At 64.0% G+C, this 22,106-nt stretch carries 15 protein-coding genes; 4 read left to right on the top strand and 11 right to left on the bottom strand.

Annotated features, from left to right (window positions below):
• The first annotated feature begins 87 nt into the window (after positions 1-87).
• Positions 88-1,125, top strand: coding sequence for an OmpA family protein (locus IMX18_RS16345; protein ID WP_004376136.1), 1,038 nt, complete (start codon positions 88-90; stop codon positions 1,123-1,125).
• 189 nt (positions 1,126-1,314) lie between these two features.
• Here IMX18_RS16345 and cobA read toward each other — a convergent pair whose 3' ends face one another.
• The 5 genes from cobA to IMX18_RS16320 all read right to left on the bottom strand — a co-directional run bounded on the left by cobA (position 1,315) and on the right by IMX18_RS16320 (position 7,086).
• Positions 1,315-2,055, bottom strand: a complete 741-nt coding sequence (cobA, locus tag IMX18_RS16340) for a uroporphyrinogen-III C-methyltransferase (RefSeq protein WP_054573504.1) — start codon at positions 2,053-2,055, stop codon at positions 1,315-1,317.
• A gap of 27 nt (positions 2,056-2,082) precedes the next feature.
• Positions 2,083-3,753 carry a bifunctional protein-serine/threonine kinase/phosphatase gene (locus IMX18_RS16335; RefSeq protein WP_015269497.1) on the bottom strand — a complete coding sequence of 557 codons (1,671 nt, stop codon included), beginning with the start codon at positions 3,751-3,753 and terminating at the stop codon, positions 2,083-2,085.
• Between the two features lie 9 nt (positions 3,754-3,762).
• Positions 3,763-4,974, bottom strand: a complete 1,212-nt coding sequence (locus IMX18_RS16330) for a nitrate/nitrite transporter (protein ID WP_015269498.1) — start codon at positions 4,972-4,974, stop codon at positions 3,763-3,765.
• Positions 4,975-5,283: 309 nt separating this feature from the next.
• On the bottom strand, positions 5,284-5,859 hold the full coding sequence (locus IMX18_RS16325; protein ID WP_013971673.1) for an ANTAR domain-containing response regulator: 576 nt from the start codon (positions 5,857-5,859) through the stop codon (positions 5,284-5,286).
• A 12-nt stretch (positions 5,860-5,871) separates the two neighbouring features.
• On the bottom strand, positions 5,872-7,086 hold the full coding sequence (locus tag IMX18_RS16320) for a CmpA/NrtA family ABC transporter substrate-binding protein (RefSeq protein WP_217190279.1): 1,215 nt from the start codon (positions 7,084-7,086) through the stop codon (positions 5,872-5,874).
• 280 nt (positions 7,087-7,366) lie between these two features.
• On the opposite strand from IMX18_RS16320, the gene IMX18_RS16315 reads away from it, so the two are divergent.
• Positions 7,367-8,392 (top strand): quinone-dependent dihydroorotate dehydrogenase, encoded by a 1,026-nt coding sequence (locus IMX18_RS16315; RefSeq protein ID WP_217190277.1) that lies wholly within the window; start codon positions 7,367-7,369, stop codon positions 8,390-8,392.
• Between the two features lie 94 nt (positions 8,393-8,486).
• On the opposite strand, the gene rmf is transcribed toward IMX18_RS16315, so the two are convergent.
• Positions 8,487-8,702: a ribosome modulation factor gene (rmf, locus tag IMX18_RS16310; RefSeq protein ID WP_003248687.1), complete on the bottom strand. Its 216-nt coding sequence runs from the start codon at positions 8,700-8,702 to the stop codon at positions 8,487-8,489.
• A gap of 561 nt (positions 8,703-9,263) precedes the next feature.
• Here rmf and rlmKL point away from each other — a divergent pair.
• Positions 9,264-11,456, top strand: a complete 2,193-nt coding sequence (gene rlmKL, locus IMX18_RS16305) for a bifunctional 23S rRNA (guanine(2069)-N(7))-methyltransferase RlmK/23S rRNA (guanine(2445)-N(2))-methyltransferase RlmL (RefSeq protein ID WP_015269501.1) — start codon at positions 9,264-9,266, stop codon at positions 11,454-11,456.
• A gap of 94 nt (positions 11,457-11,550) precedes the next feature.
• On the top strand, positions 11,551-13,941 hold the full coding sequence (locus IMX18_RS16300; RefSeq protein WP_061302863.1) for a sensor domain-containing diguanylate cyclase: 2,391 nt from the start codon (positions 11,551-11,553) through the stop codon (positions 13,939-13,941).
• A gap of 130 nt (positions 13,942-14,071) precedes the next feature.
• Here the strand turns inward: IMX18_RS16300 and dacB are convergent, their stop codons facing one another.
• The 5 genes from dacB to IMX18_RS16275 form a co-directional block, all read right to left on the bottom strand.
• Positions 14,072-15,529 carry a D-alanyl-D-alanine carboxypeptidase/D-alanyl-D-alanine endopeptidase gene (gene dacB / locus IMX18_RS16295; RefSeq protein ID WP_137138038.1) on the bottom strand — a complete coding sequence of 486 codons (1,458 nt, stop codon included), beginning with the start codon at positions 15,527-15,529 and terminating at the stop codon, positions 14,072-14,074.
• 186 nt (positions 15,530-15,715) lie between these two features.
• Entirely contained in the window at positions 15,716-16,060 is a 345-nt protein-coding gene (locus tag IMX18_RS16290; protein ID WP_004376110.1) for a YggL family protein, read from the bottom strand.
• Between the two features lie 41 nt (positions 16,061-16,101).
• The gene (locus IMX18_RS16285; RefSeq protein WP_054573500.1) at positions 16,102-19,734 is read right to left on the bottom strand and encodes an ATP-binding protein; all 3,633 of its coding nucleotides are present in this window, start codon (positions 19,732-19,734) and stop codon (positions 16,102-16,104) included.
• Positions 19,735-19,742: 8 nt separating this feature from the next.
• Positions 19,743-20,360, bottom strand: a complete 618-nt coding sequence (locus IMX18_RS16280) for a response regulator transcription factor (RefSeq protein ID WP_015269505.1) — start codon at positions 20,358-20,360, stop codon at positions 19,743-19,745.
• Positions 20,361-20,643: 283 nt separating this feature from the next.
• Positions 20,644-21,975: a deoxyguanosinetriphosphate triphosphohydrolase gene (locus tag IMX18_RS16275; protein ID WP_013971681.1), complete on the bottom strand. Its 1,332-nt coding sequence runs from the start codon at positions 21,973-21,975 to the stop codon at positions 20,644-20,646.
• Positions 21,976-22,106 lie beyond the last annotated feature (131 nt).

Here is a 22,106-nt window from a genome sequence, read left to right as displayed (position 1 = left end):
CCGGCGAGTTCTGCTAGACTTGCCGTCGAGTTGTCCCCCTTGTTTGTGGTGGGACTGCTTAACTATCACCAGATGGGGATTTAACGGATGAAATTGAAAAACACCTTGGGCTTGGCCATTGGCTCGCTCGTCGCTGCTACTTCGTTCGGCGTTCTGGCTCAAGGCCAAGGCGCTGTGGAAATCGAAGGCAACGTTACCAAGCAGTACTACGACAGCGAACGTAACTTCAAGAACGACGGCACCAATCCTGGTGTTCGCCTGGGCTACTTCCTGACCGACGACGTTTCCCTGGACCTCGGCTACAACGAGACCCACAACGCTCGTGGTGAAGTCTTCAACAAAGACATCAAAGGTTCCAAGGCCAAGCTCGACGCTACCTACCACTTCGGTACCGTTGGCGACGCTCTGCGTCCGTACGTTTCCGCCGGTTTCGCTCACGAGAGCCTGGGCCAGGCCACTCGTAGCGGCCGCGACCACTCCACCTTCGCCAACGTTGGCGCTGGCGCCAAGTGGTACATCACCGACATGTTCTTCGCCCGTGCTGGCGTAGAAGCCATGTACAACATCGACAACGGCAACACCGAGTGGGGCCCGACCGTTGGTGTTGGTCTGAACTTCGGCGGTAGCCCGAAGCAAGCTGAAGTCGCTCCGGCCCCAGTTGCCGAAGTGTGCTCCGACTCCGACAACGACGGCGTTTGCGACAACGTCGACAAGTGCCCTGACACCCCGGCCAACGTTACCGTTGACGCTGATGGCTGCCCGGCTGTTGCCGAAGTCGTTCGCGTTGAGCTGGACGTCAAGTTCGACTTCGACAAGTCGGTCGTCAAGCCAAACAGCTACGGCGACATCAAGAACCTGGCTGACTTCATGAAGCAGTACCCACAGACCACCACCACCGTGGAAGGTCACACTGACTCCGTCGGCCCAGACGCTTACAACCAGAAGCTGTCCGAGCGTCGTGCCAACGCTGTCAAGCAGGTCCTGACCCAGCAGTACGGCGTAGAATCCAGCCGTGTTGATTCGGTTGGCTACGGCGAAACCCGTCCGGTTGCCGACAACGCCACCGAAGAAGGCCGCGCTGTCAACCGTCGCGTTGAAGCTCAGGTAGAAGCCCAGGCCAAGTAATTGGTTTGAAGCTTCATGAAAAACCCGGCTTCGGCCGGGTTTTTCTTTGCCTGGGATTTATCCGGTCTCAAAGCCTGCACAATGCCTGTAGGAGCAGCCTTGCGCTGCGAAGAGGCCATTACAGCAACAGAATACCATTGCCCTTACCGGCCTCTTCGCAGCGCAAGGCTGCTCCTACAGGGATGGCGTTCAGCCCGCGACTGCGATCAGCCCCAGGGCCTGCTGTTCTCCAACCACCTCCCCAATCACCAAAATCGCCGGGCTACGCAAGCCAAACCCCCGCGCATCCTCGACCATCCCCCGCACATCGCTCCTGCATTCCCGCTGCTGCGGCAACGAGGCATTCTCGATCATCGCCACCGGCGTCGCCGGTGCCATGCCCCCGTCCAGTAACCCTTGGCGCACCTGCTCCAGCCTGGCCACGCCCATGTACACCACCAGCGTCGTCCCGCCCTGGGCCAAGGCCGCCCAGTTCAGTTCGCTGTCGTCCTGGGTATGGGCCGTGACCAGCGTCACGCCACGGCTTACGCCACGTGAGGTCAGGGAAATACCGCATTGCGTGGCGCCGGCCAGGCCGGCGGTAATGCCATTGACCACTTCCACCTCGATACCATGCCCCTGCAACCACAGCGCCTCTTCACCGCCGCGGCCGAAGATGCACGGGTCGCCGCCCTTGAGCCGCACCACGCAGCGCCCTTGCCGCGCATGGCGCAGCATCAGGCGCTGGATGAATGCCTGCGGCGTGGAGCGACAGCCGCCGCGCTTGCCCACGGCAATCACCCGGGCCTGTGGGCAATGCTCCAGCACCGCCGGGTTGACCAGGTCGTCGATCATCACCACAGCGGCTTGCTGCAATGCGCGTACAGCCTTGAGGGTGAGCAGTTCGGGGTCGCCAGGACCAGCACCAACCAGCCAGACTTTCGCATTCATCAGGGTTTCCTCATCGGCAAGGTGCGTTCAGCCCTTGAGCAGGGTGAGCAGCAAAATCAGGTTGAACAGCAAGGACAGCAGGGCCAGGGTGCGCCAGACCTTCAACGGTTCGCGCTCCAGCAACGGCCGTGGCCGGGTGGGCAGCTCCTGGCGGTCGCCACGTTCGAGCAGCAGTAGCCAGTGTTCGGCGGTTTCGAAGCGCTGCGCCGGGTCGGCTGCCAGTGCCTGCTGCAGGTTGTGCTGCAGCCATTCCGGCAGGTCAGGGCGGTAGCGCGCGGCGTTGACCGGCTGGCCGAAGCGTGGGCGCTGGAAGGCCTCCACCTCGCCGTAGGGGTAATGCCCGGTCAGCAGGTGATACAACGTCACACCCACGGCATACAGGTCCTGGCGTGGGTTGGGCGGCTGGCCGTCGAACGCTTCCGGGGCAATGTATGACGGCGTACCCGGCAACTCGTGCAGCGGGTCTTCGGACAGGCCCGGGCAGTAGGCCAGGCCGAAGTCCAGCAGGCGCAGCTGGCCATCGCTGCCCAGGTGCAGGTTCTCTGGCTTGATGTCGCGGTGCAGCAGGTTGCGCCGGTGCAATACGCCGACCGCCTGCAACAGTTGCCGGGCCAGCTCCAGCCACTGCGGCATGGGCAGCGGGCCATGCTCGGCCAGCAGCGCCGCCAGGCTCTGGCCGGGGTATTCGCGCATCACGTAGTACAGGTGCTGGCGCTGGCTGGCGGTGTGCAGCTCGGGGAAGTGCCGGCCAGCGACCCGGCGCAGGAACCATTCTTCCAGCAACAGCCCTTGCGCCGCACCGGGCTCCTGCCCGCGCGCGGGTGGCAGTGTCTTCAGCAGCCAGGCTCGGCCCTGACCATCGCGCACCCGGTACAGCAGCGACTGGCGGCTTTGCGAAAGCAGCTTTTCGGCTTGCCAGCCATCGATTACCTGGCCTTCACGCAATGGGCCGGGCACCGGCCATTGCTGCAGTTGCGCCAGGGTGTCACCCAGGTTGGCAGTGCCCAATTGCTCGACCTGCACCAGCAAGGCACTGGCGTTGTCCTGGCTGCCGTTCAGGTGCGCGCTGGCGACCAGGGTATCGACGGCCAGTTGCAGGTCGGGTTGCTCGCGCAGCACCGCCTGGATGTGCTGGTCGCCCAGGCTGGCCCATACGCCATCGCTCAACAACAGGAAGCTCTCGCCCGGCTGCAGCTCGCCTTCCAGGTAATCCACCAGCAGGTGCTGGTCCAGGCCCAGCGCGCGCTTCAGTACATGCTGCATGCCAGGCTGGTCCCATACGTGATCTTCGCTCAGGCATTGCAGGCGCCCGGCGTGCCAGCGGTACACGCGGCAGTCGCCCACGTGGGCCAGGGTAAAGCGTCGGCCGCGCAGCACCAGCGCGCTGAGGGTGGTCAGCAGTGGCTGGCCACTGCCTTGGGCGCGCAGCCAGCGGTTTTGCGCCAGCAGCAGGCGGTCCAGTGCCTGGGCCACGCTCCAGGTCGCGGGGGTGGCGTAATAGTCCAGGGCCAGCGCCTGCAGGCTGGCACGGGCTGCCAGGCCGCCATCGGCACATTGGCTGACGCCGTCGGCGAGGGCGAACAGGTAGCCTTTGCTGGCGGCCAGCTCCGGCGCCGGGGTAACCAGGCGCAGGGCGTCCTGATTTTCCTCGCGCGGCCCGGTGGCGCTGGCCTGGGCAAAGTTCAGTTGCAGGCTCATGGCTGTGCCTCAGACTCGCGCCGCGGTAACCGCAGCCGAGCCCCAGGTGGTGCGCCAGCGCTGTTTCACGCCGTGCAGGCCGAACCAGGCCAGCAAGCCCAGGCTGGCGAACAGCCACAGCCCCAGTTGGTAGTCACCGGTGTGCTGCTTGATGGTGCCAAGCCCGGCGGCCAGCAGGAAGCCTCCGATGCCGCCGGCCATGCCGATCAGCCCGGTCATCACGCCGATCTCCTGGCGGAAGCGTTGCGGCACAAGCTGGAACACCGCGCCATTGCCGGCCCCCAGGCCGAGCATGGCGCTGACGAACAGGGCCAGTGCGGCGGCGGCGCTAGGCAGGTTGAAGCCGACTGCAGCGATGCCGATGGCCGCCACGCTGTACATGCCCAGCAGGGTGCGGATGCCGCCGAAGCGGTCGGCCAGGGCGCCGCCGAGCGGGCGCATCAGGCTGCCGGCGAACACGCAGGCAGCGGTGTAGTAGCCGGCGGTGACCGGGCTCAGGCCATACTGGTCGCTGAAATAGCCGGGCAGGGCGCTGGCTAGGCCGATGAAGCCGCCGAAGGTGACGCTGTAGAAGAACATGAACCACCAGCTGTCACGGTCGCCCAGGGCCTTGAGGTAGTCGGCCATGGCTTTTGGCTTGGGCCGCTGCGGAGCATTGCGTGCCAGCAGGGCGAACACCAACAGGGCCAGCGACAGCGGGATCAGCGCGAAGCCGAACACGTTGTTCCAGCCAAAGCCCGCAGCCAGCGCCGGGGCCAGCAGGGCGGCGAACACTGTGCCGGAGTTGCCGGCACCTGCAATGCCCATGGCTTTGCCTTGGTGCTGTGGCGGGTACCATTGCGAGGCCAGCGGCAGTGACACAGCGAACGAAGCGCCGGCAAAGCCGAGGAACACGCCCAGCAGCAGCGCTTGTTCATAGCTGCGCACGCCCAGGTGCCAGGCAGCGGCGAGGGCGACGATGACCACCACCTGGCCGATCAGCCCGGCGGTCTTGGGCGACAGGCGGTCGACCAGCACGCCCATGGCGAAGCGCAGGATCGCCCCGGCCAGGATCGGCGTGGCCACCATCAGGCCCCGTTGTTGTGCACTCAGCTGCAGATCGGCGGCAATCTGCACCGCCAATGGGCCAAGCAGGTACCAGACCATGAAGCTGAGGTCGAAGTACAGGAACGCGGCGAACAGCGTGGGCACATGCCCGGATTTCCAGAAGCTGGTACTCATCGAACACCTCACTCGGCAATGCAACGGAACGAAAAAGACGCCGCTACCCGCTCCACGTGCGTGGAGGGGAGAGCGACGTCTTTGTCGGGGATTAAGTGGGGCAACCGCCGTTGGCTACCGGTGATATTTGTTCAGCAAGAGATGGGCCAACTCTGAGAAGTTGCAGTCCCCTTGTAGGAGCGGCCTTGTGTCGCGATGGGCTGCGCAGCAGCCCCAGGATCTAAGCTTCGCGGCAGAGATTACCGGGGCTGCTGTGCAGCCCATCGCGACACAAGGCCGCTCCTACAGGGGACCGCTTGAAGCAGGTTGCTAGCCCAGCATCTCGTGCATGGCAATGATCTGCTCGGCCACCTGGATCAGCTTCTGCTGCCGGCTCATGGCCTGGCGGCGCATCAGGGTGTAGGCCTGTTCTTCGTTGCAGTCCTTCATCTTCATCAGCAAACCCTTGGCCTGCTCGATGCGCTTGCGCTCGGCCAGTTGTTGGTCGCGCGCAAGCAGCTGCGCCTTCAGCGCCTGGTCGCTTTCGAAGCGGGCCATGGCCACGTCCAGGATCGGTTGCAGCCGCGCGGCATGAATGCCTTCAACGATGTAGGCGCTGACCCCTGCCTGGATCGCCTGGCGCATCACCCCGGGGTCGTGCTCGTCGGTGAACAGCACGATTGGCCGTGGCTGGTCACGGCTGACCAGGACCACCTGTTCCATCACATCGCGGTCCGGTGAGTCGGTATCGATAAGCACCACGTCCGGGCGCACCGTTTCAACGCAGGCGGGCAGGTCGATGGTCAGGCCTGGGGCTTCGATGACCTCGAAGCCGGCCTCGCTCAAGGCCGCCTTGAGGCGGCCGAGTTTGCTCTGGGTGTCGTCGATCAGCAGGATGCGCAACATGAATGGTCCCCCTCACGCGCCGACACGGGCATCGGGCAGGTCGCCCAGCGCATGCAGGCTGAAGCTGCGGGCATAGCCGTAGGGGTCGCTGCCGTCCCAGCGGCTGCCATCTATCAGCAGGCTGCTGCGCATCGGCTGCTCGGGGCAGGCCACGCCGAGGCTTTGTGCCGCCTCGCCATACAGTGCCAGTTGCTGGACCTGGCGGGCCACGCCGAGGTAGTCGGGGTCGTCGCGCAGCAGGCCCCAGCGGCGGAACTGGGTCATGAACCACATGCCGTCGGACAGGTACGGCAGGTTGGCCCGGCCATGATCGTGCAGGCGCAGGGCGTGCGGGTCTTGCCAGTGGTTGCCCAGGCCATCGTGGTAGCTGCCGAGCAGGCGTGGTTCGATACTTGTCAGCGGGGTGTCCAGGTAGGCGCTGCCGCTGAGCAGTTGAGCAGTGCTGCGGCGGTTCTCCGGGCTTTGCTCGATGAAGCGGCTGGCGGCGAGGACCGCCTTGATCAGCGCGCGGGCGCTGTTGGGGTATTGCTCGGCAAAGGCGCGGGCGCAGGCCAGGACCTTTTCCGGGTGGTCCGGCCAGATCGACTGGCTGGTGGCCAGGGTGAAGCCCTGGCCCGTGGCTACGGCATCGGCAGCCCAGGGTTCGCCCACGCAGAAACCGTCGATGCGCCCGGCCTGGATATGCGCGGCCATCTGCGCTGGTGGTACCACCACGCTGTCGACGTCGCGCAATGGGTGGATGCCCTGGCTGGCCAGCCAGTAATACAGCCACATGGCGTGGGTACCGGTGGGGAAGGTCTGGGCGAAGGTGAGGCGTGCGCCATGCTGGTGCACCAGGCGCGCCAGTGCTTCAGGGTTGGTCACGCCTTTGCGCTGCAGGGCCGGGGACAGGTTTATGGCCTGGGCGTTCTGGTTCAGCCCCATGAGCACGGCCATGGCGCTGGCCGGTACACCGCCGATGCCCAGGTGCACGGCGTACACCAGGCCATACAGGCAGTGCGCCGCATCCAGTTCGCCGCTGACCAGCTTGTCGCGCAGCCCGGCCCAGGAGCCCTGGCGCTTGAGGTTGAGGGTAAGGCCGTGCTGCTGGGCGAAGCCTTGGGTGGCGGCGACTACCACCGAGGCGCAGTCGGTCAGGGCCATGTAGCCGATGTTCAGGCTGGGCTTTTCCGGCGCGTCGCTGCCGTTGACCCAGGCCAGGGGCGTTGCTCGGGGTGCAGTGTTCACAAGGTTCCTCGCCCGTACTGATAAGGCTGTGGGCTTTTCCGGTGCAACCGATGTGCCATCTGGCAGCATCCCTGTGGAGCAACTGCCCTGTGCCGCCTGCATTGGCCTCATCGCCGGCAAGCCAGCTCCCACAGATACAGCACAGGTTTCAGCCCTTGTGTTGTACCTGTGGGAGCTGGCTTGCCGGCGATGGGCTGCGCAGCAGCCCCACGATTTGCTGTCATGCCGGCCCCACGCTGGCTATAATCGCCCCCTCATTCACCCCGAGCCTTGCCCGCCCATGTATACCCTGGCCCGCCAGCTGCTGTTCAAGCTTTCCCCGGAAACCTCCCACGACCTGTCCCTGGACATGATCGGCGCCGGTGGCCGTCTCGGCCTCAACGGCATGCTGTGCAAGCAGCCGGCGGCTTTGCCGGTTACGGTCATGGGCTTGAACTTCGCCAACCCGGTGGGCCTGGCGGCCGGCCTGGACAAGAACGGTGCGGCCATCGACGGTTTCGCCCAGCTGGGCTTCGGCTTCGTCGAAATCGGCACCGTCACCCCGCGACCGCAGCCGGGCAACCCCAAGCCGCGGCTGTTCCGCCTGCCAGAGGCAACGGCCATCATCAACCGCATGGGCTTCAACAACCTGGGCGTTGATCACCTGCTCGGCCGGGTACGGGCTGCGCGTTACAACGGTGTGTTGGGCATCAACATCGGCAAGAATTTCGACACCCCGGTGGAGCGTGCCGTCGATGACTACCTGATCTGCCTGGACAAGGTGTACACCGAGGCCAGTTACATCACGGTCAACGTCAGTTCGCCCAACACCCCGGGCCTGCGCAGCCTGCAGTTCGGCGATTCGCTCAAGCAACTGCTCGATGCCCTGGCCGTGCGCCGCGAGCAACTGGCCGGCACGCATGGCAAGCGCGTACCTCTGGCAATCAAGATTGCCCCGGACATGAGCGACGAAGAAACCGCCCTGGTGGCCGCGGCGCTGATCGAGTCGGGCATGGATGCGGTGATCGCCACCAATACCACGCTGGGCCGTGAAGGTGTCGAAGGCCTGCCGTACGGTGGCGAGGCGGGTGGCCTGTCGGGTGCGCCGGTGCTGGAAAAGAGCACCCATATCGTCAAGGTGCTGGCGGGTGAGCTGGGCGGCAAGCTGCCGATCATTGCCGCTGGCGGCATTACCGAAGGCCGCCATGCCGCCGAGAAGATCGCTGCCGGGGCGAGCCTGGTGCAGATCTACTCCGGCTTCATCTATAAAGGGCCGGCGCTGATTCGCGAGGCGGTGGACGCTATCGCGGCAATGCCACGGGTTTGATCGGCAATAAAAAAGGGCCCCATCAAGGGGCCCCTGGGCCTTCGCCCGCCGCCCGGATAGGGCGTGCATGGTGAATCGAATTCAGTGTCCTCGTTCAGCCAACGGCGTGATTTTCGTTGAGTCTATGGATGCCAGCGGTGCCAGTCATTCCGTCCCAGTTATCACCGCGACCTTCACGCCAGCCGTTGATCCAGGCTTGGCGAACAGAAGGAAGATTGAAGGGGCAAAGTTCGCGGGATTTGCCGGTGACCCCGTATTGGTAGCCACGTGAATATGCTCTTTCCAACGGATCACGCTTAAGTCTTCTCATAGGGTGTTGCCCTCACTTGTTGACTGTAATGTCCCGTCGGCCTCTCCGAGGCCGGGCAGAGTCTTTCTGCCGGTGTGCGCTCGCTGCCGGCGTGGCGAGCTGAAAGTGCCACCTCGTTGCGAAGTGGCCTGAGACCAGTTCTATCGAATGCGAGTCACGGTGTGAATGATCGATTTGTCATAAGCACGTAACCTTTCCAAGGGTGAGGGGATAAGTAAATAAATGCGACTCAACCTTGTTTAGCGTTGAGCCCGCTATGATCAGGGTTTGCCGATCATTGACGTCATTTCGCCAGCGTTGCTTGCGGATGACAGAAATAATTTGAAATGCGACGAAGGGTCACATCGGCCCTGGTATCGCCAGAATTTTTCATACTGCCTGATGATCTAAGCTGTCTTTGCCACTGGGCCAAGCACAGATCGGTCAGGCGGCCCGGCCTTTCATCGCACGCTCGCGTGTCGGGAAGGGCCACCCGCACGCCTGCTGGAAAGGTGTGCGGGCAAACATCGCGGGGCGATGCGTCGCCCCGTCAGTCAAATAGCCCAAGGCGCTGGATTACTCATGTCGGACCGTTTCGAACTTTACCTCACTTGCCCTAAAGGCCTGGAAGGCCTGCTTGCCGAAGAGGCGCGGGGCCTCGGCCTGGATGACGTGCGCGAGCACACCTCGGCCATTCGCGGCGCCGCCGACATGGAAACCGCCTACCGTCTGTGCCTTTGGTCACGCCTGGCCAACCGGGTGCTGCTGGTACTCAAGCGCTTCTCCATGAAGAACGCCGACGACCTCTACGACGGCGTGCACGCGGTCGACTGGGCCGATCACCTGACAGCCGACGGCACCCTGGCGGTTGAGTTCAGCGGCCATGGCTCGGGCATCGACAACACCCACTTCGGTGCGTTGAAGGTCAAGGACGCGATCGTCGACAAGCTGCGCAACCGTGAAGGCCTGCGCCCGTCGGTGGAAAAGATCGACCCTGATGTGCGCGTGCACCTGCGCCTGGACCGTGGCGAAGCCATTCTCTCGCTCGACCTTTCCGGGCACAGCCTGCACCAGCGTGGCTACCGCCTGCAGCAAGGCGCCGCGCCGCTGAAGGAAAACCTGGCGGCGGCGGTACTCATCCGCGCCGGCTGGCCGCGCATTGCCGCCGAAGGTGGCGCGCTGGCCGACCCGATGTGCGGTGTGGGTACCTTCCTGGTCGAAGCGGCGATGATCGCCGCCGATATCGCGCCCAACCTCAAGCGTGAGCGCTGGGGCTTCAGTGCCTGGCTCGGCCACGTACCGGCATTGTGGCGCAAGGTGCATGACGAGGCGCAGGCGCGGGCACAGGCCGGTCTGGCCAAGCCACCACTGTGGATCCGTGGCTACGAGGCCGACCCGCGGTTGATCCAGCCAGGCCGCAACAACGTCGAGCGTGCCGGCCTGGGCGACTGGGTGAAGATCTACCAGGGCGAGGTCAGTACCTTCGAGCCGCGCCCTGACCAGAACCAGAAAGGCCTTGTCATCAGCAACCCGCCCTATGGCGAGCGCCTGGGTGACGAAGCCAGCCTGCTGTACCTCTACCAGAACCTCGGCGAGCGTCTGCGCCAGGCCTGCATGGGCTGGGAGGCGGCGGTGTTCACCGGCGCGCCGCAGCTGGGCAAGCGCATGGGTATTCGTAGCCACAAGCAGTACGCGTTCTGGAACGGCGCCTTGCCGTGCAAGCTGCTGCTGTTCAAGGTGCAGCCCGACCAGTTCGTTACCGGCGAGCGCCGCGAGGCGCAGCCTGAAGGCGCGGAAACCCGCCAGCAGGCAGCACCGGCCAGCGAGCCGGCGCGCCTGTCGGAAGGGGCGCAGATGTTCGCCAACCGCCTGCAGAAAAACCTCAAGCAACTGGGCAAGTGGGCCCGCCGCGAGCAGGTCGATTGCTACCGCCTGTACGACGCCGACATGCCCGAATATGCCCTGGCGGTCGACCTGTACCAGGACTGGGTGCACGTGCAGGAATACGCCGCGCCACGTTCGGTCGACCCGGACAAGGCCCAGGCACGCCTGCTTGACGCGCTGGCAGCCATCCCGCAGGCCCTGGGCATTTCGCCGCAGCGTGTGGTGCTCAAGCGTCGCGAGCGGCAGAGCGGCACGCGCCAGTACGAGCGCCAGGCGACCGAAGGCCGCTTCCAGGAAGTTAACGAAGGTGGCGTAAAGCTGCTGGTCAACCTCACCGACTACCTCGACACGGGCCTGTTCCTGGACCATCGCCCGATGCGCATGCGCATCCAGCGCGAAGCAGCCGGCAAACGCTTCCTCAACCTGTTCTGCTACACCGCCACGGCCACCGTGCACGCGGCCAAGGGCGGCGCGCGCAGCACCACCAGCGTCGACCTGTCGAAAACCTACCTGGACTGGGCGCGACGCAACCTTGCGCTCAATGGCTTCTCCGAGCGCAACCGCCTGGAGCAGGGCGATGTGATGGCCTGGCTGGAAGGCAACCGCGACAGCTATGACCTGATCTTCATCGACCCGCCGACCTTCTCCAACTCCAAGCGCATGGAAGGCGTGTTCGATGTGCAGCGTGACCACGTGCAACTGCTGGACCTGGCCATGGCCCGCCTGGCGCCGGGTGGCGTGCTGTATTTCTCCAACAACTTCCGCAAGTTCCAGTTGGACGAGCACCTGATGGCGCGTTATGCGGTGGAAGAGATCACGGCCCAGACCCTGGACCCGGACTTCGCGCGCAATAACCGTATCCATCGTGCCTGGCGTCTGCAGCTTCGTTGAGGCGACGAGGTACATTGCGCGGCTAATGGCCAATAGCTATAACTGAGGGCAGGGCAAGATAATCCGCAGGACGCTGACGTGACGAGATGGGTGTATGTCAAAGGGTGGCGTGCGTGCGCGGTTGCTTGGCCTGTGCACAGAGGCAGTGTCCGCCTGGGCGGTGGCCGTGGTCGCCCTGATCGTGGGTGGCCTGTTGACGGCCGTCCTGGCGTTAGCCACGCAAACCTTCTACAAGCAGCAACTGCGCCAGCGCTTCGAGCTGCTGGCCAGCGAGCGTTTCAGCCGTATCGCCGAGCGGTTTGATGAACAGCAGCAGCGCCTGGACGGGCTGCGGCGGTTTTTCAGCTTTTCCAACGAAATCACCCCACACGAGTTCGACGGCTACGCCCGGCCATTGCTGCAGCGGACCCTGGCCTACGCCTGGGCGCCGCGTGTCGAGGCCGCGCAACGCGCCGAGTTCGAGCGCCAGGCCAGTGTGCATTTCGGCCCGGGCTATGTGATCCGCGACCAGGATGAACAAGGCCAGTGGCACCCATCCCCCCAGCGCGACCATTACTTCCCGGTACTCTATACCCAGTCGGGTGAATTGCCCGGGCTGCCCTATGGTCTGGACCTCGCCGGCCAGGAAGTGCCCTTGGCGGCACTGGCGCGGGCGCTGGGGCCCGGCAGCATGGCGGTGTCCGAGCCACTGCCCATGTTCGATACCAGCTCGGATGCGCGTGGCCTGCTGATGGTGGCGCCAGTGTTTTCCGATGCCAACCCCCGCGGCGCGGCAATGGGCTATGTGATGGCCCTGCTGAGCATGCGTGAACTGGTCAGTGACGGGCGCCCGGTTACGGCAGACGATAACCTGGTGGTGCGTATCGTCGACCCCACCGGGCTGCATGGCCCTGAGGTGATGTTCGATTCACAGAACCCGGTCGCACCTCTGCCGCTGGCCATCAACCAGTTGTTGCACCTGGCTGACCACCACTTCCAGCTGAGTATCCGGCCGAGCCTGGCCTTCGTGCGCGCCAACCGCTCCTCCGCGGTGCTGGCGGTAAGCCTGCTGGGCGGCTTGTTGAGCCTGCTGCTCAGTGTGTTGCTCTACAGCCTGTTCAGCCAGCGCCAGCGCGCCTTGGCCCTGGTAGAGCAGCGTACCGCCGAGCTGCGGGTCAGCGAGCAGTCACTGCGTGGTACCCATAACCAGCTGCGCAGCGTGCTGGATGCCGCAACCCAGGTGGCGATCATCGCCACCAACCTCAAGGGCTTGGTCAGCACCTTCAACGCCGGTGCCGAGCGCATGCTCGGTTACCCGGCCAGCGAGGCAATCGGCAAGCTGCGCCTGGAGGACCTGGTGTTGCCCGAGGAGTTGAGCCTGCGTGCCCATGCCTTGAGCCTGCGTTTCGGCCGGCCGATTGCAGGTGGCCAGGCCATGTTTGCCGAAACGGTGCAGGAGCATGGTGCCGAGCCGGGGGAGTGGACCTTGTTGCGCGCCGATGGCAGCCAACTGGTGGCCAACATGCTGGTCACCGCCATGCTCGATGAACAGGGGTTATGGATCGGTTACCTGGCGATCTGCATCGATGTCACTGAACGGCGTCGGGTGCATGAGGCGCTGGCGGCGCGTGACCGCCTTCTGGAAAAACTCAGTGCCGAGGTGCCGGGTGGCATCTACCAGTACCGCCTGGATGGCAACGGCCATTCCTGTTTTCCGTACGCCAGCAAGGGCCTGTACGACATCTACGAAGTCGATCTGCAGCAATTGCGCGAGGATGCCACGGCGGTGTTCGAGCGCATCCACCCGGATGACCTCGAGCGCGTGCGCCGCTCGGTGCGTTACTCGGCCGAACACCTGTCGCCCTGGCTTGAAGAATATCGGGTCTGCCTGCCGCGTGCCGGGCTGCGTTGGGTGCGTGGCGAGGCGACACCGGAGGTGGGCGAGCAGGGCTGCACGTTGTGGCATGGCTACCTGACCGATATCTCCGACCTCAAGGGTGTGGAGGAAGAGTTGCGGGCGCTGTCGGTGACCGATTCGCTGACCGGCATCCATAATCGCCGTTACTTTCAGGAGCGGCTCAAGCTCGAGCTGGAACGGGCCCAGCGCGATGGTCAGGCACTGGCGGTCATCATGCTCGATATCGATCACTTCAAGCGCATCAACGACCATTTTGGCCATGCTGTCGGCGATCGCGTGCTGCGCAGCCTGTGCCTGCGTATCAGCCAGCGTTTGCGCCGTACCGATGTTTTCTGCCGGTTGGGCGGCGAGGAATTCATGGTGCTGTGCCCGGGGAGCGATGCCGAGCAGGCGCGGCTGCTGGCGCTGGAACTGTGGCATGGGGTGCGCAATGTGCCGGTGGAAGGCGTGGGCAGGGTGACCGCGAGTTTTGGTGTGGCGGGTTGGCGACCGGGGGAAGGGGCCGATGCCTTGCTGTTGCGGGCCGATGCAGGCGTGTATGCGGCCAAGCAGGCCGGGCGGGACCGGGTAGAGGGGGAGTTGGCCTGACAGCTTTCAGTTGCCAATGCCGGCCCGTTCGCGGCTAAAGCCGCTCCCACAGGGACATCACAGGTCTTGAACCCTGCACTGTACATGTAGGAGCGGCTTTAGCCGCGAAGAGGCCGGTACCGGCTAACGATCAGTTGGCCGCAGTGCTGCCGGCCAGTTTCGGCTGGCGGTACAGGTCCAGCAGCACCTGGTCGAGCACCTGCGAGGCGCCCCAGGGTTTCGGATCGTTGAGGATCGCCGCCACCGCCCAGGTATGGCCGTTGCTGTCGCGGCTGAAGCCGGCAATTGCCCGCACGGTATTCAGCGTGCCAGTCTTGATGTGCCCTTCGCCGGTCATGGCGGTACGCTTCAGGCGCTTGCGCATGGTGCCATCCATACCCACCAGCGGCATCGAGCTCATGAACTCGGCAGCATAAGGGCTCTTCCAGGCAGCCTGCAGCATCGCGGCCATCTCCCGGGTGCTGACCCGTTCGGCACGCGACAGGCCGGAACCGTTTTCCATCACCAGGTGCGGCGCGGTAATGCCCTTCTTCGCCAGCCACTGGCGCACCACGCGCTGGGCGGCGCGGGCGTCGTCACCGTCGGCATCGGTGCGGAACTGCGCGCCAAGGCTCAGGAACAGCTGCTGGGCCATGGTGTTGTTGCTGTACTTGTTGATGTCGCGGATCACTTCCACCAGGTCTGGCGAGAAGGCACGGGCCAGCAGGCGAGCGCCCTTGGGCACGTTCTCGAAGCGGTCGCTACCCTGGATGCTGCCACCCAGCTCGTTCCAGATCGCGCGCACGGCACCGGCGGCGTAGGTTTGGTGGTCGAGCAGCGACAGGTAGGTCTGCGAGTTGCAGCCGTCACCCAGCTGGCCGCTGACCGTTACGCTGATGCCATCGGCCTGCTGCACCGGGTTGTAACGCACGTCACCCGAGCACTGTTTGGAGGCCACCGCCTTGACCTGGTTGTCGATACGGATGCTGGCAATCGGCGGTTCGACCGCGATGGTGACCTTGCCGCCATCGTTGCGGGCCACGAAGCGCAGGGCCTTGAGGTTGACCAGCAGCGAGTCGGGCTTGACCAGGAACGGCTTGTTCTCATCGCCACCGTCGTCGTTGAACTGCGGCAGGTTGGGCTGCACGAAGTGGCTGCGGTCCAGCACCAGGTCGCCGGTGATGGTGCGCACGCCATTGGCGCGCAGGTCACGCATCAGCAGCCACAGCTTTTCCATGTTCAGTTTCGGGTCGCCGCCACCTTTGAGGTACAGGTTACCGTTGAGTACACCGTTGCTCAGGGTGCCGTCGGTGTAGAACTCGGTTTTCCACTGGAAGGTCGGGCCGAGCAGTTCGAGGGCGGCGTAGGTGGTGACCAGCTTCATGGTCGAGGCCGGGTTGACCGAGACATCGGCATTGAACATGGTCGGTGTGCCGGGGCCGTCAAGCGGCAGCATCACCAGCGACAGGGCAGAATCCTGCAGCTTGTTGGCCTTGAGGGCCTGCTGCACCTTGGCAGGCAGCGTGGTGTTGACGGCGGCGGCCTGGCTGGGCAGGGCGAGTGGCAACAGCAGGCCGGCAAGAACGAGGGGACGAAGCGTTTTGATCATGATCGATAAATACCCTACGGCGAGGGAAAAGGGCATTGGGGCTGTAAGGAATGATGGCCCCAGGGTGAAAGAATACGCATTATGCCCCAAGCGCAGCGACGATGCGCCACGTTCGACGGAAAAGCACCCCCAATAAAAAAGGCCACCCCTGAGGGTGGCCTTTTCAGCGATCGAGCCGGGCCGGTATTACTCGGCCTTGTTGATCGGCTTTTCCGGGTACCAGGCGTCCAGCAGCGGGCTGACCTCGATCTTGGTCAGTTCGCTACGGCCTTTGAGCCAGGCTTCAACGGCTGCACGCTGTTCTTCGCTGACCGAGCCGCGTTTGACCGAGCACACCAGGCCGAAATCGTCACCGCCTACATAGTCCAGGCCATTGGCGTCCATGGCTTCTGCCAGGAACGCGTCGAGGAAAGCATCGATTGCCTGGTCATCCAGATCTTCCTTGAATTCCAGGTTCAGCTCGAAGCCCAATTCCTGAAACTCGTCGACACACAGCTTCTTGCGCAGACGACGGGAGCGGTTTGTGGCCATGAAACAATCCTCTTAGGTAATAACGCCGCGCAGTCTACCAGTTAACACGCCTGGCTGCCTGCCTGTGTGCAGGTACCTGTGGCCAGTTCCCTGGCCAGGGCACGTTCTACCCGGCACATATGCCGCGCCAGTGCCTGGCGCCGCAGGCGTAACTGGGGGGTAGGCAAGCCGCTTGCCTCGAGGGCTTCGCAAGCTTTCATCAGCTCGGGGGCTTCCAGCATCCGCGCGGCACTGAGCACCTTGTGCGCCTGTTCGGCAATGGCATTGCTGTCATGCTGCGGATGCAATGCCATCAAGGTGGCCAGGTCGGCCTGCAGGCTCTGCTGCAACGCCTGCAGGAAACGCTGGCGATCGTTCGGGTCATGCCCGACCACCGTCGCCAGGCCGTCCAGGTTATAGAGCTTGCGGCGCGGTTTCTGCTGGCGGCGTGGGCGGATACTGGCAAGACGCTGGCTGAGCGTGCCCAGGCTGATGGGCTTGAGCAGGCAGTCGTCCATGCCGGCGCTCAGGCACTTGCGGCGTACCTCCGGCTGTGCGTTGGCGGTGTAGCCGAGAATGGTGCAGCGCTGCCGCTTGCCATGGCGTTCCTCGGTACGTACGGCAGTGGCCAGCTGGTAACCGTTCATGTGCGGCATGTTGCAGTCGAGCACCAGCACATCGAAGTCGCCCGCCCGCCAGGTAGCCAGGCCTTCGCGACCGTCTTGGGCGCTGGTGTGCTCAAGCCCCAGGTAGCCAAGCTGCTGTGCCATCAGTTGCAGGTTGGCCGGGTGGTCGTCGATCACCAGCACGCTCAGCCGTGGGTCGGGCACGTCGAGGTTTTCGATCAGCGGGGCCGGCTGCGCTGCTGCGTCAACCCGCTGCAGCGGCATCTTCAGGCGCACCTGGGTGCCGACATCCTCCAGGCTCTTTATGGTCAGGCTGCCGCCCATCATCTCGCACAGGTTGCGACAGATGGCCAGGCCCAGCCCGGTACCTGCACGGGCGCTCTGGCTATGCGGGTTGGCCTGGATGAACGGGTTGAACAGGCGCTGCAGGTCGTCGGCGTGGATACCGATGCCACTGTCGCGCACTTCCAGGTCCAGCACTGCGGGGGTAGTGCTGCCGTCGTCCACCAGGCCGACGCATATGCGCACCTGGCCATGCTCGGTGAACTTGATGGCGTTGCTTACCAGGTTGGACAGGACTTGCTTGAAACGCAGGGGGTCGAGCAGGGCATGGCAGCGGGCGGCCGGTGCGATGATCACCTCCAGGGCCAGGCCTTTCTGCCGGGCCTGGCCCTCGAAAATGCGCCCCACCGACTCGACCAAGGCCGCCAGGTCAACGGCCTCCGGGGCGAGGGACAAATGCCCGGACTCGATGCGCACAATGTCGAGGATATCGCCGATCAGGCCCAGCAGGTCCTTGGCCGAATGGTGGGCCAGCTCCAGCGCACAGCGGTCTACACGGCCTTGGTCGGCGCGCTTGACTGCCAGCTCGAGCATGCCGATGACGGCATTCATCGGGGTGCGGATTTCGTGGCTGATGGTGGCCAGGAACGTGCTTTTGGCGCGGTTCGCATCATCGGCCTGCTGCTTGGCCTGGCGCAGCTCCATGACCAGATGGCGGCGCTCGCTGATGTCGATCCAGCCACCGATGATGCCCTGCACCTCACCCAGTGAGTCGCGGTACGGCAGAATCCAGTGGTAGATGGTCATCTCCCGGCCCTGGATCCGAAGTGGCCGGTCCATGATCAGCGGCGAGCCTTCGGCCATCACCTTCAGATAATCGGCGTGGATCTGCCGGGTCTGCTCGTAATCGGCGAACAGGCTCCCCTCCAGGTTTTTGCCGATGACCTCCTCGGAGCGGGCCTGCACGGCTTCCAGGTAGCTGTAGTTGCAGCTTTGCAGTCGGCCCTCGCGATCACGCACGTACATGGGGTGGGGCGTGCCGTTGAGGAGGGCGCGCATGAACGCCAACTGGTCGTTCAGCGCCCGTTCGGCGCGTTGCCGCTGGCGAATCTGCAGGCGCAGGCGGGCATTCCACAACAAGGCCAGCAGCAACAGCACGGCGGTGCCCAGTACCACCTGTATCGCCAGCCGGCGGTAGCCGTGGTCGTTGCCATCCTCGTGCAGGCTGAAGCCGCGCCAACGGTTGTTGATGACCCCCAGTTCTTCCGGCGAGATGCTCAGCAGCGCCTTGTCGAGGATCGACACCAGCGCTTGTGACGGGGCGCTGGTGGCCATGGCGAAGGTGGCGGGTTCGCTGCCGACGGTGGCCCGGATGACCAGTTCGGGATTGCCAGCCAGGGCGTGGTTGGCGTCGATCAAGGTGGTGATCACCGCATCGACGGCACCACTGTTGAGCAACGCCATGGAATAGAACGAGCTTTCGGTCTCGACCCAGCCGATTTGCGGATAGTGCCGCGACAGCATGGCGTCCATGGCACTGTAGCGGGTAATGGCGATGCGATGACCCTGCAGCTGTTCCAGCGAGGTGAAGGGTTGTTTGTCCTTGCGGCTGACCAGCACATAGGCGCTTTCCAGGTAGGGTTGGCTGATTTGCAGGTCGTCTTCGTTCATCCCGCCGCTGGCCAGTGCGGCAATGACATCGGCGCGGCCATCCTTGAGGCGGGCAATCATGTCGGCAAGGCCGCTGGCGCGCTGCACTTCGAAGCGCAAGCCGGTGCGCAGGCGAAGGAGCTCGAGCAGGTCGGCGGTGATGCCGCGAAAATGCCCCGAGCCGTCGAAATAGGAAACCGGTGCAGCGGTGTCATCGATTGCAACGCGCATCACCGGGTGTTCTTTCAGCCATTGTTCTTCGGTGTCGGTCAGTTGCAGCTTGCGGTCGGTCAGCAGCAGGTCGCTACCAGCACTCCAGCGCTTGAAGATGCTGGCGCGTATGGCCGAGGTCTGTCTGTCCAGGGTGGCGTTCACCAGATCCATCAGGACCCTGTCCTCGCGGCGCAGGGCAAAACCGAAGCCGATGGCCTCGTGCTTGCCGAAACTGGCCATGCGCAGGCGCGGCAGGTGGCCGCGATTGAGCTGGTAGTGGGTGGAAATGGTATCACCGATGAACACGTCGGCCTGGCCGAACGCCACGGCACTCAGGGCCTGGCTGGACGAGCCGAAGGCCAGAAGCTCGGCCTTGGGGTAGGCGCTGTTCACCTCCTGCCGGGGCAGGTAATGGTAGAGCATGCCCAGGCGCATGCCGCCCAGGCCCGTGTCCAGCGCCCGGCTTTCGTCCTCGCGCGTTACCAGCACCGGTTGGTCGATGGCATAGGGGGCCGACAGGGCCAGGCCATCGCTGGCCGCTTCGTAGCCGTTGGAGCTGCCAAGGAGGTCGATATCGCCCTGCCGGAGCGCCTCGACCGCCGCTTGCCGGCTGGAAAAGCGCAGCACCCGCACGGGCAACTGCAGGGCCTTGCCGATCAGGCTTGCGTACTCGGCGGTAAGGCCCTGGTAGTCGCGGCCCCCACTGGTGATGTCGAACGGCGGGTAGTCTGGTGCCGAGGTACCCAGCACCAGTTCCTGACGGCCTTCGAGCCATTGCCGTTGTTCGTCCGTGAGCGCTGGTAATGCCGGCCTGGCCGATGAGCGTGCCAGCAAGGTATAGGATGAAGCCTCGTGATGGGTAGCCTGTGCCACGCCGCTGAACAGGAGCAGGGTGAGCAGTAGGCGAGCGATACTGTGCGCCATGACTACCCTCAGACCAGCGCGTTGCGTTTGGCCATTTCAATCAGATCGACCAGCGTATTGACCTGAAGTTTGTGCATGAGGCGCTTCTTGTAGGTACTGACGGTCTTGCTGCTGAGGAACATGCCCTTGGCAATTTCCTTGTTGCTGCGGCCCTGGGCGAATAGTTGCAGCACCATCAGTTCGCGGTCATTAACCTGACGGAAAAGTTGCAGGTCGGCATCTACCGCCTGGTTATGCTTGATTGCCTGGCTGGGGAAATAGTTGTAACCAGCCAGCACGGCCTTTACTGCACTGAGCAGTTCGCTCAGGTCCTCCTGCTTGCACACATAGCCTGCGGCACCCGAGTGCATGCAGCGTACGGCAAACAATGCGGGAGATTGCGCGGTCAGTACCAGTACCTTCAGGGGCAAGGCCATGGCCTGGAACCGGGCAAGCACCTCCAGCCCGTCCAGTTTGGGGATGCTGATGTCGAGGATGACCAGGTCTGGGGCGGCTTCGCGAATCATCTGCATGGCGTCCACGCCGTTGTCCGACTCGCCGACAATCTTGTAATTCTGGTTTTCCAGCAACATACGAACGGCCAGGCGGATGACGGGATGGTCGTCGACGATAAATATGGAATGCATGTTCAACTTCCCTGCGGGCGATTGAGGGTGACAGGCGGCACCTTATCGCAGTTGAAAGTCATCGGGCATGCGAGGAAGGGCTATTAGCCCTATATGGGAAATGGCTTACAAGATAAAACAATTCGGGCTACGAAATAAGCGCGTTTAATTCATTGTCAAAGCGTGATTGGTAACTTTTCATTTACTTTTATTCGTGACGTTTAACTTGTCGCCAGTATATGTAGGAAGTTTCCCACAATGTGCGGTGCAGCTACGGGCGATGTCCGGGCTGCACCGGCAGGGCTCAGGTCGGGCTGGAGCGCCCGGTCATTTCCCGGGCCATTTCACTGGCATAGCTGTCGGTCATCCCCGCGATGAAGTCGATCATGCGCAGGAAGGCGCTGTGCAGCGAGCCGTGTGGGTCGGGGGCATTGTTGCCGATCAGGTCCAGTACCCGGCGGCTCTTGAACGAGGGCGTGCGTCCACCGTGCTGCTCGAGGGCGGCCCCGCAGAAGGTGTTCAGCAAGATTTCCAGCGTGGTGTAAGCGCCGATCTCGTGCAGGGTCTTGCGCTTGTCCTGGAAGATCTTGTTGCGTGCCATGTCCTTGGCCTGCAGCACGCAGCGCTTGGCCGGGCCGTGCATGTGTTCGACCAGGTCGCCCGCCAGCTGCCCGGCCAGCAAGGCCTGCTGCTGCTCGACGAAGGCACGGGCGGCAGCGTTGGTCAGGTGCTCGATGGCCTTACCGCGCAGGATCGCCAGCTTGCGCCGCCGGGAATCGCCAGGGCCGAGCTGGCGGTAGGTTTCCGGCAGGTCATCGCCGACCAGATCGAGCAGCAGGGCTTCGACTTCGGCGTATTGCAGCAGCTCCATTTCCAGGCCGTCTTCCAGGTCGATCAGCGCGTAGCAGATGTCATCTGCAGCCTCCATCAGGTAGACCAGCGGGTGGCGCGCCCAGCGCTGGTGTTCCAGTTGCGGCAGGCCGAGCTTGCGGGCGATCTGCTCGAGCAGCGGCAGTTCACTCTGGTAACTGCCGAACTTGTGCTTCTTGTAGCCCAGGGCGTCGGCGTGGCGTGCGCTCCACGGGTACTTCAGGTAAGTGCCGAGGGTGGCATAGGTCAGCCGGGTACCGCCGTCGAACTGGTGGTACTCCAGTTGGGTGAGTACGCGAAAGCCTTGGGCGTTACCTTCGAAGTTGAGGAAGTCGGCGCGCTCGTCGTCGCTCATGTCGTCCAGCCAGCCACGCCCGGCCGCCTGCTGGAACCAGTGCCGGATGGCGTCTTCGCCAGAGTGGCCGAACGGTGGGTTGCCGATGTCATGGGCCAGGCAGGCCGACTGCACGATCATCCCCAGGTCGCTGGGGGCGCACCAGTCCGGCAGGCTGTCACGCAGGGTTTCGCCGACGCGCATGCCCAGCGAGCGGCCGACGCAGCTGACTTCCAGCGAGTGGGTCAGGCGTGTATGGATATGGTCGTTGCTCGAAACCGGGTGCACCTGGGTCTTGCGCCCGAGGCGGCGAAAGGCACCGGAGAAGATGATGCGGTCGTGGTCTTTGTGGAAGGGGCTGCGCCCGAGTTCATCGGCGCTGTACAGGGCTTTGCCCAGGCGTTCGCGGGTGAGCAGGGTGTGCCAGTCCAAGGCGCGGTCTCCTGTAGGTCGAAGGCAGCAGCATATCCTGTAGGAGCAGCCTTGTGCTGCGAAGAGGTCCGTTTGATCGATACAAATTCCTTGCCGCTCCCGGCCTCTTCGCAGCACAAGGCTGCTCCTAC

This window comes from Pseudomonas shirazica, from assembly GCF_015168335.1.
In the GTDB taxonomy this organism is placed as follows: domain Bacteria; phylum Pseudomonadota; class Gammaproteobacteria; order Pseudomonadales; family Pseudomonadaceae; genus Aquipseudomonas; species Aquipseudomonas asiatica.
The sequence above is the reverse complement of the archived record's forward strand: the minus strand, read 5'-3'. Positions and strand labels throughout refer to the sequence as shown.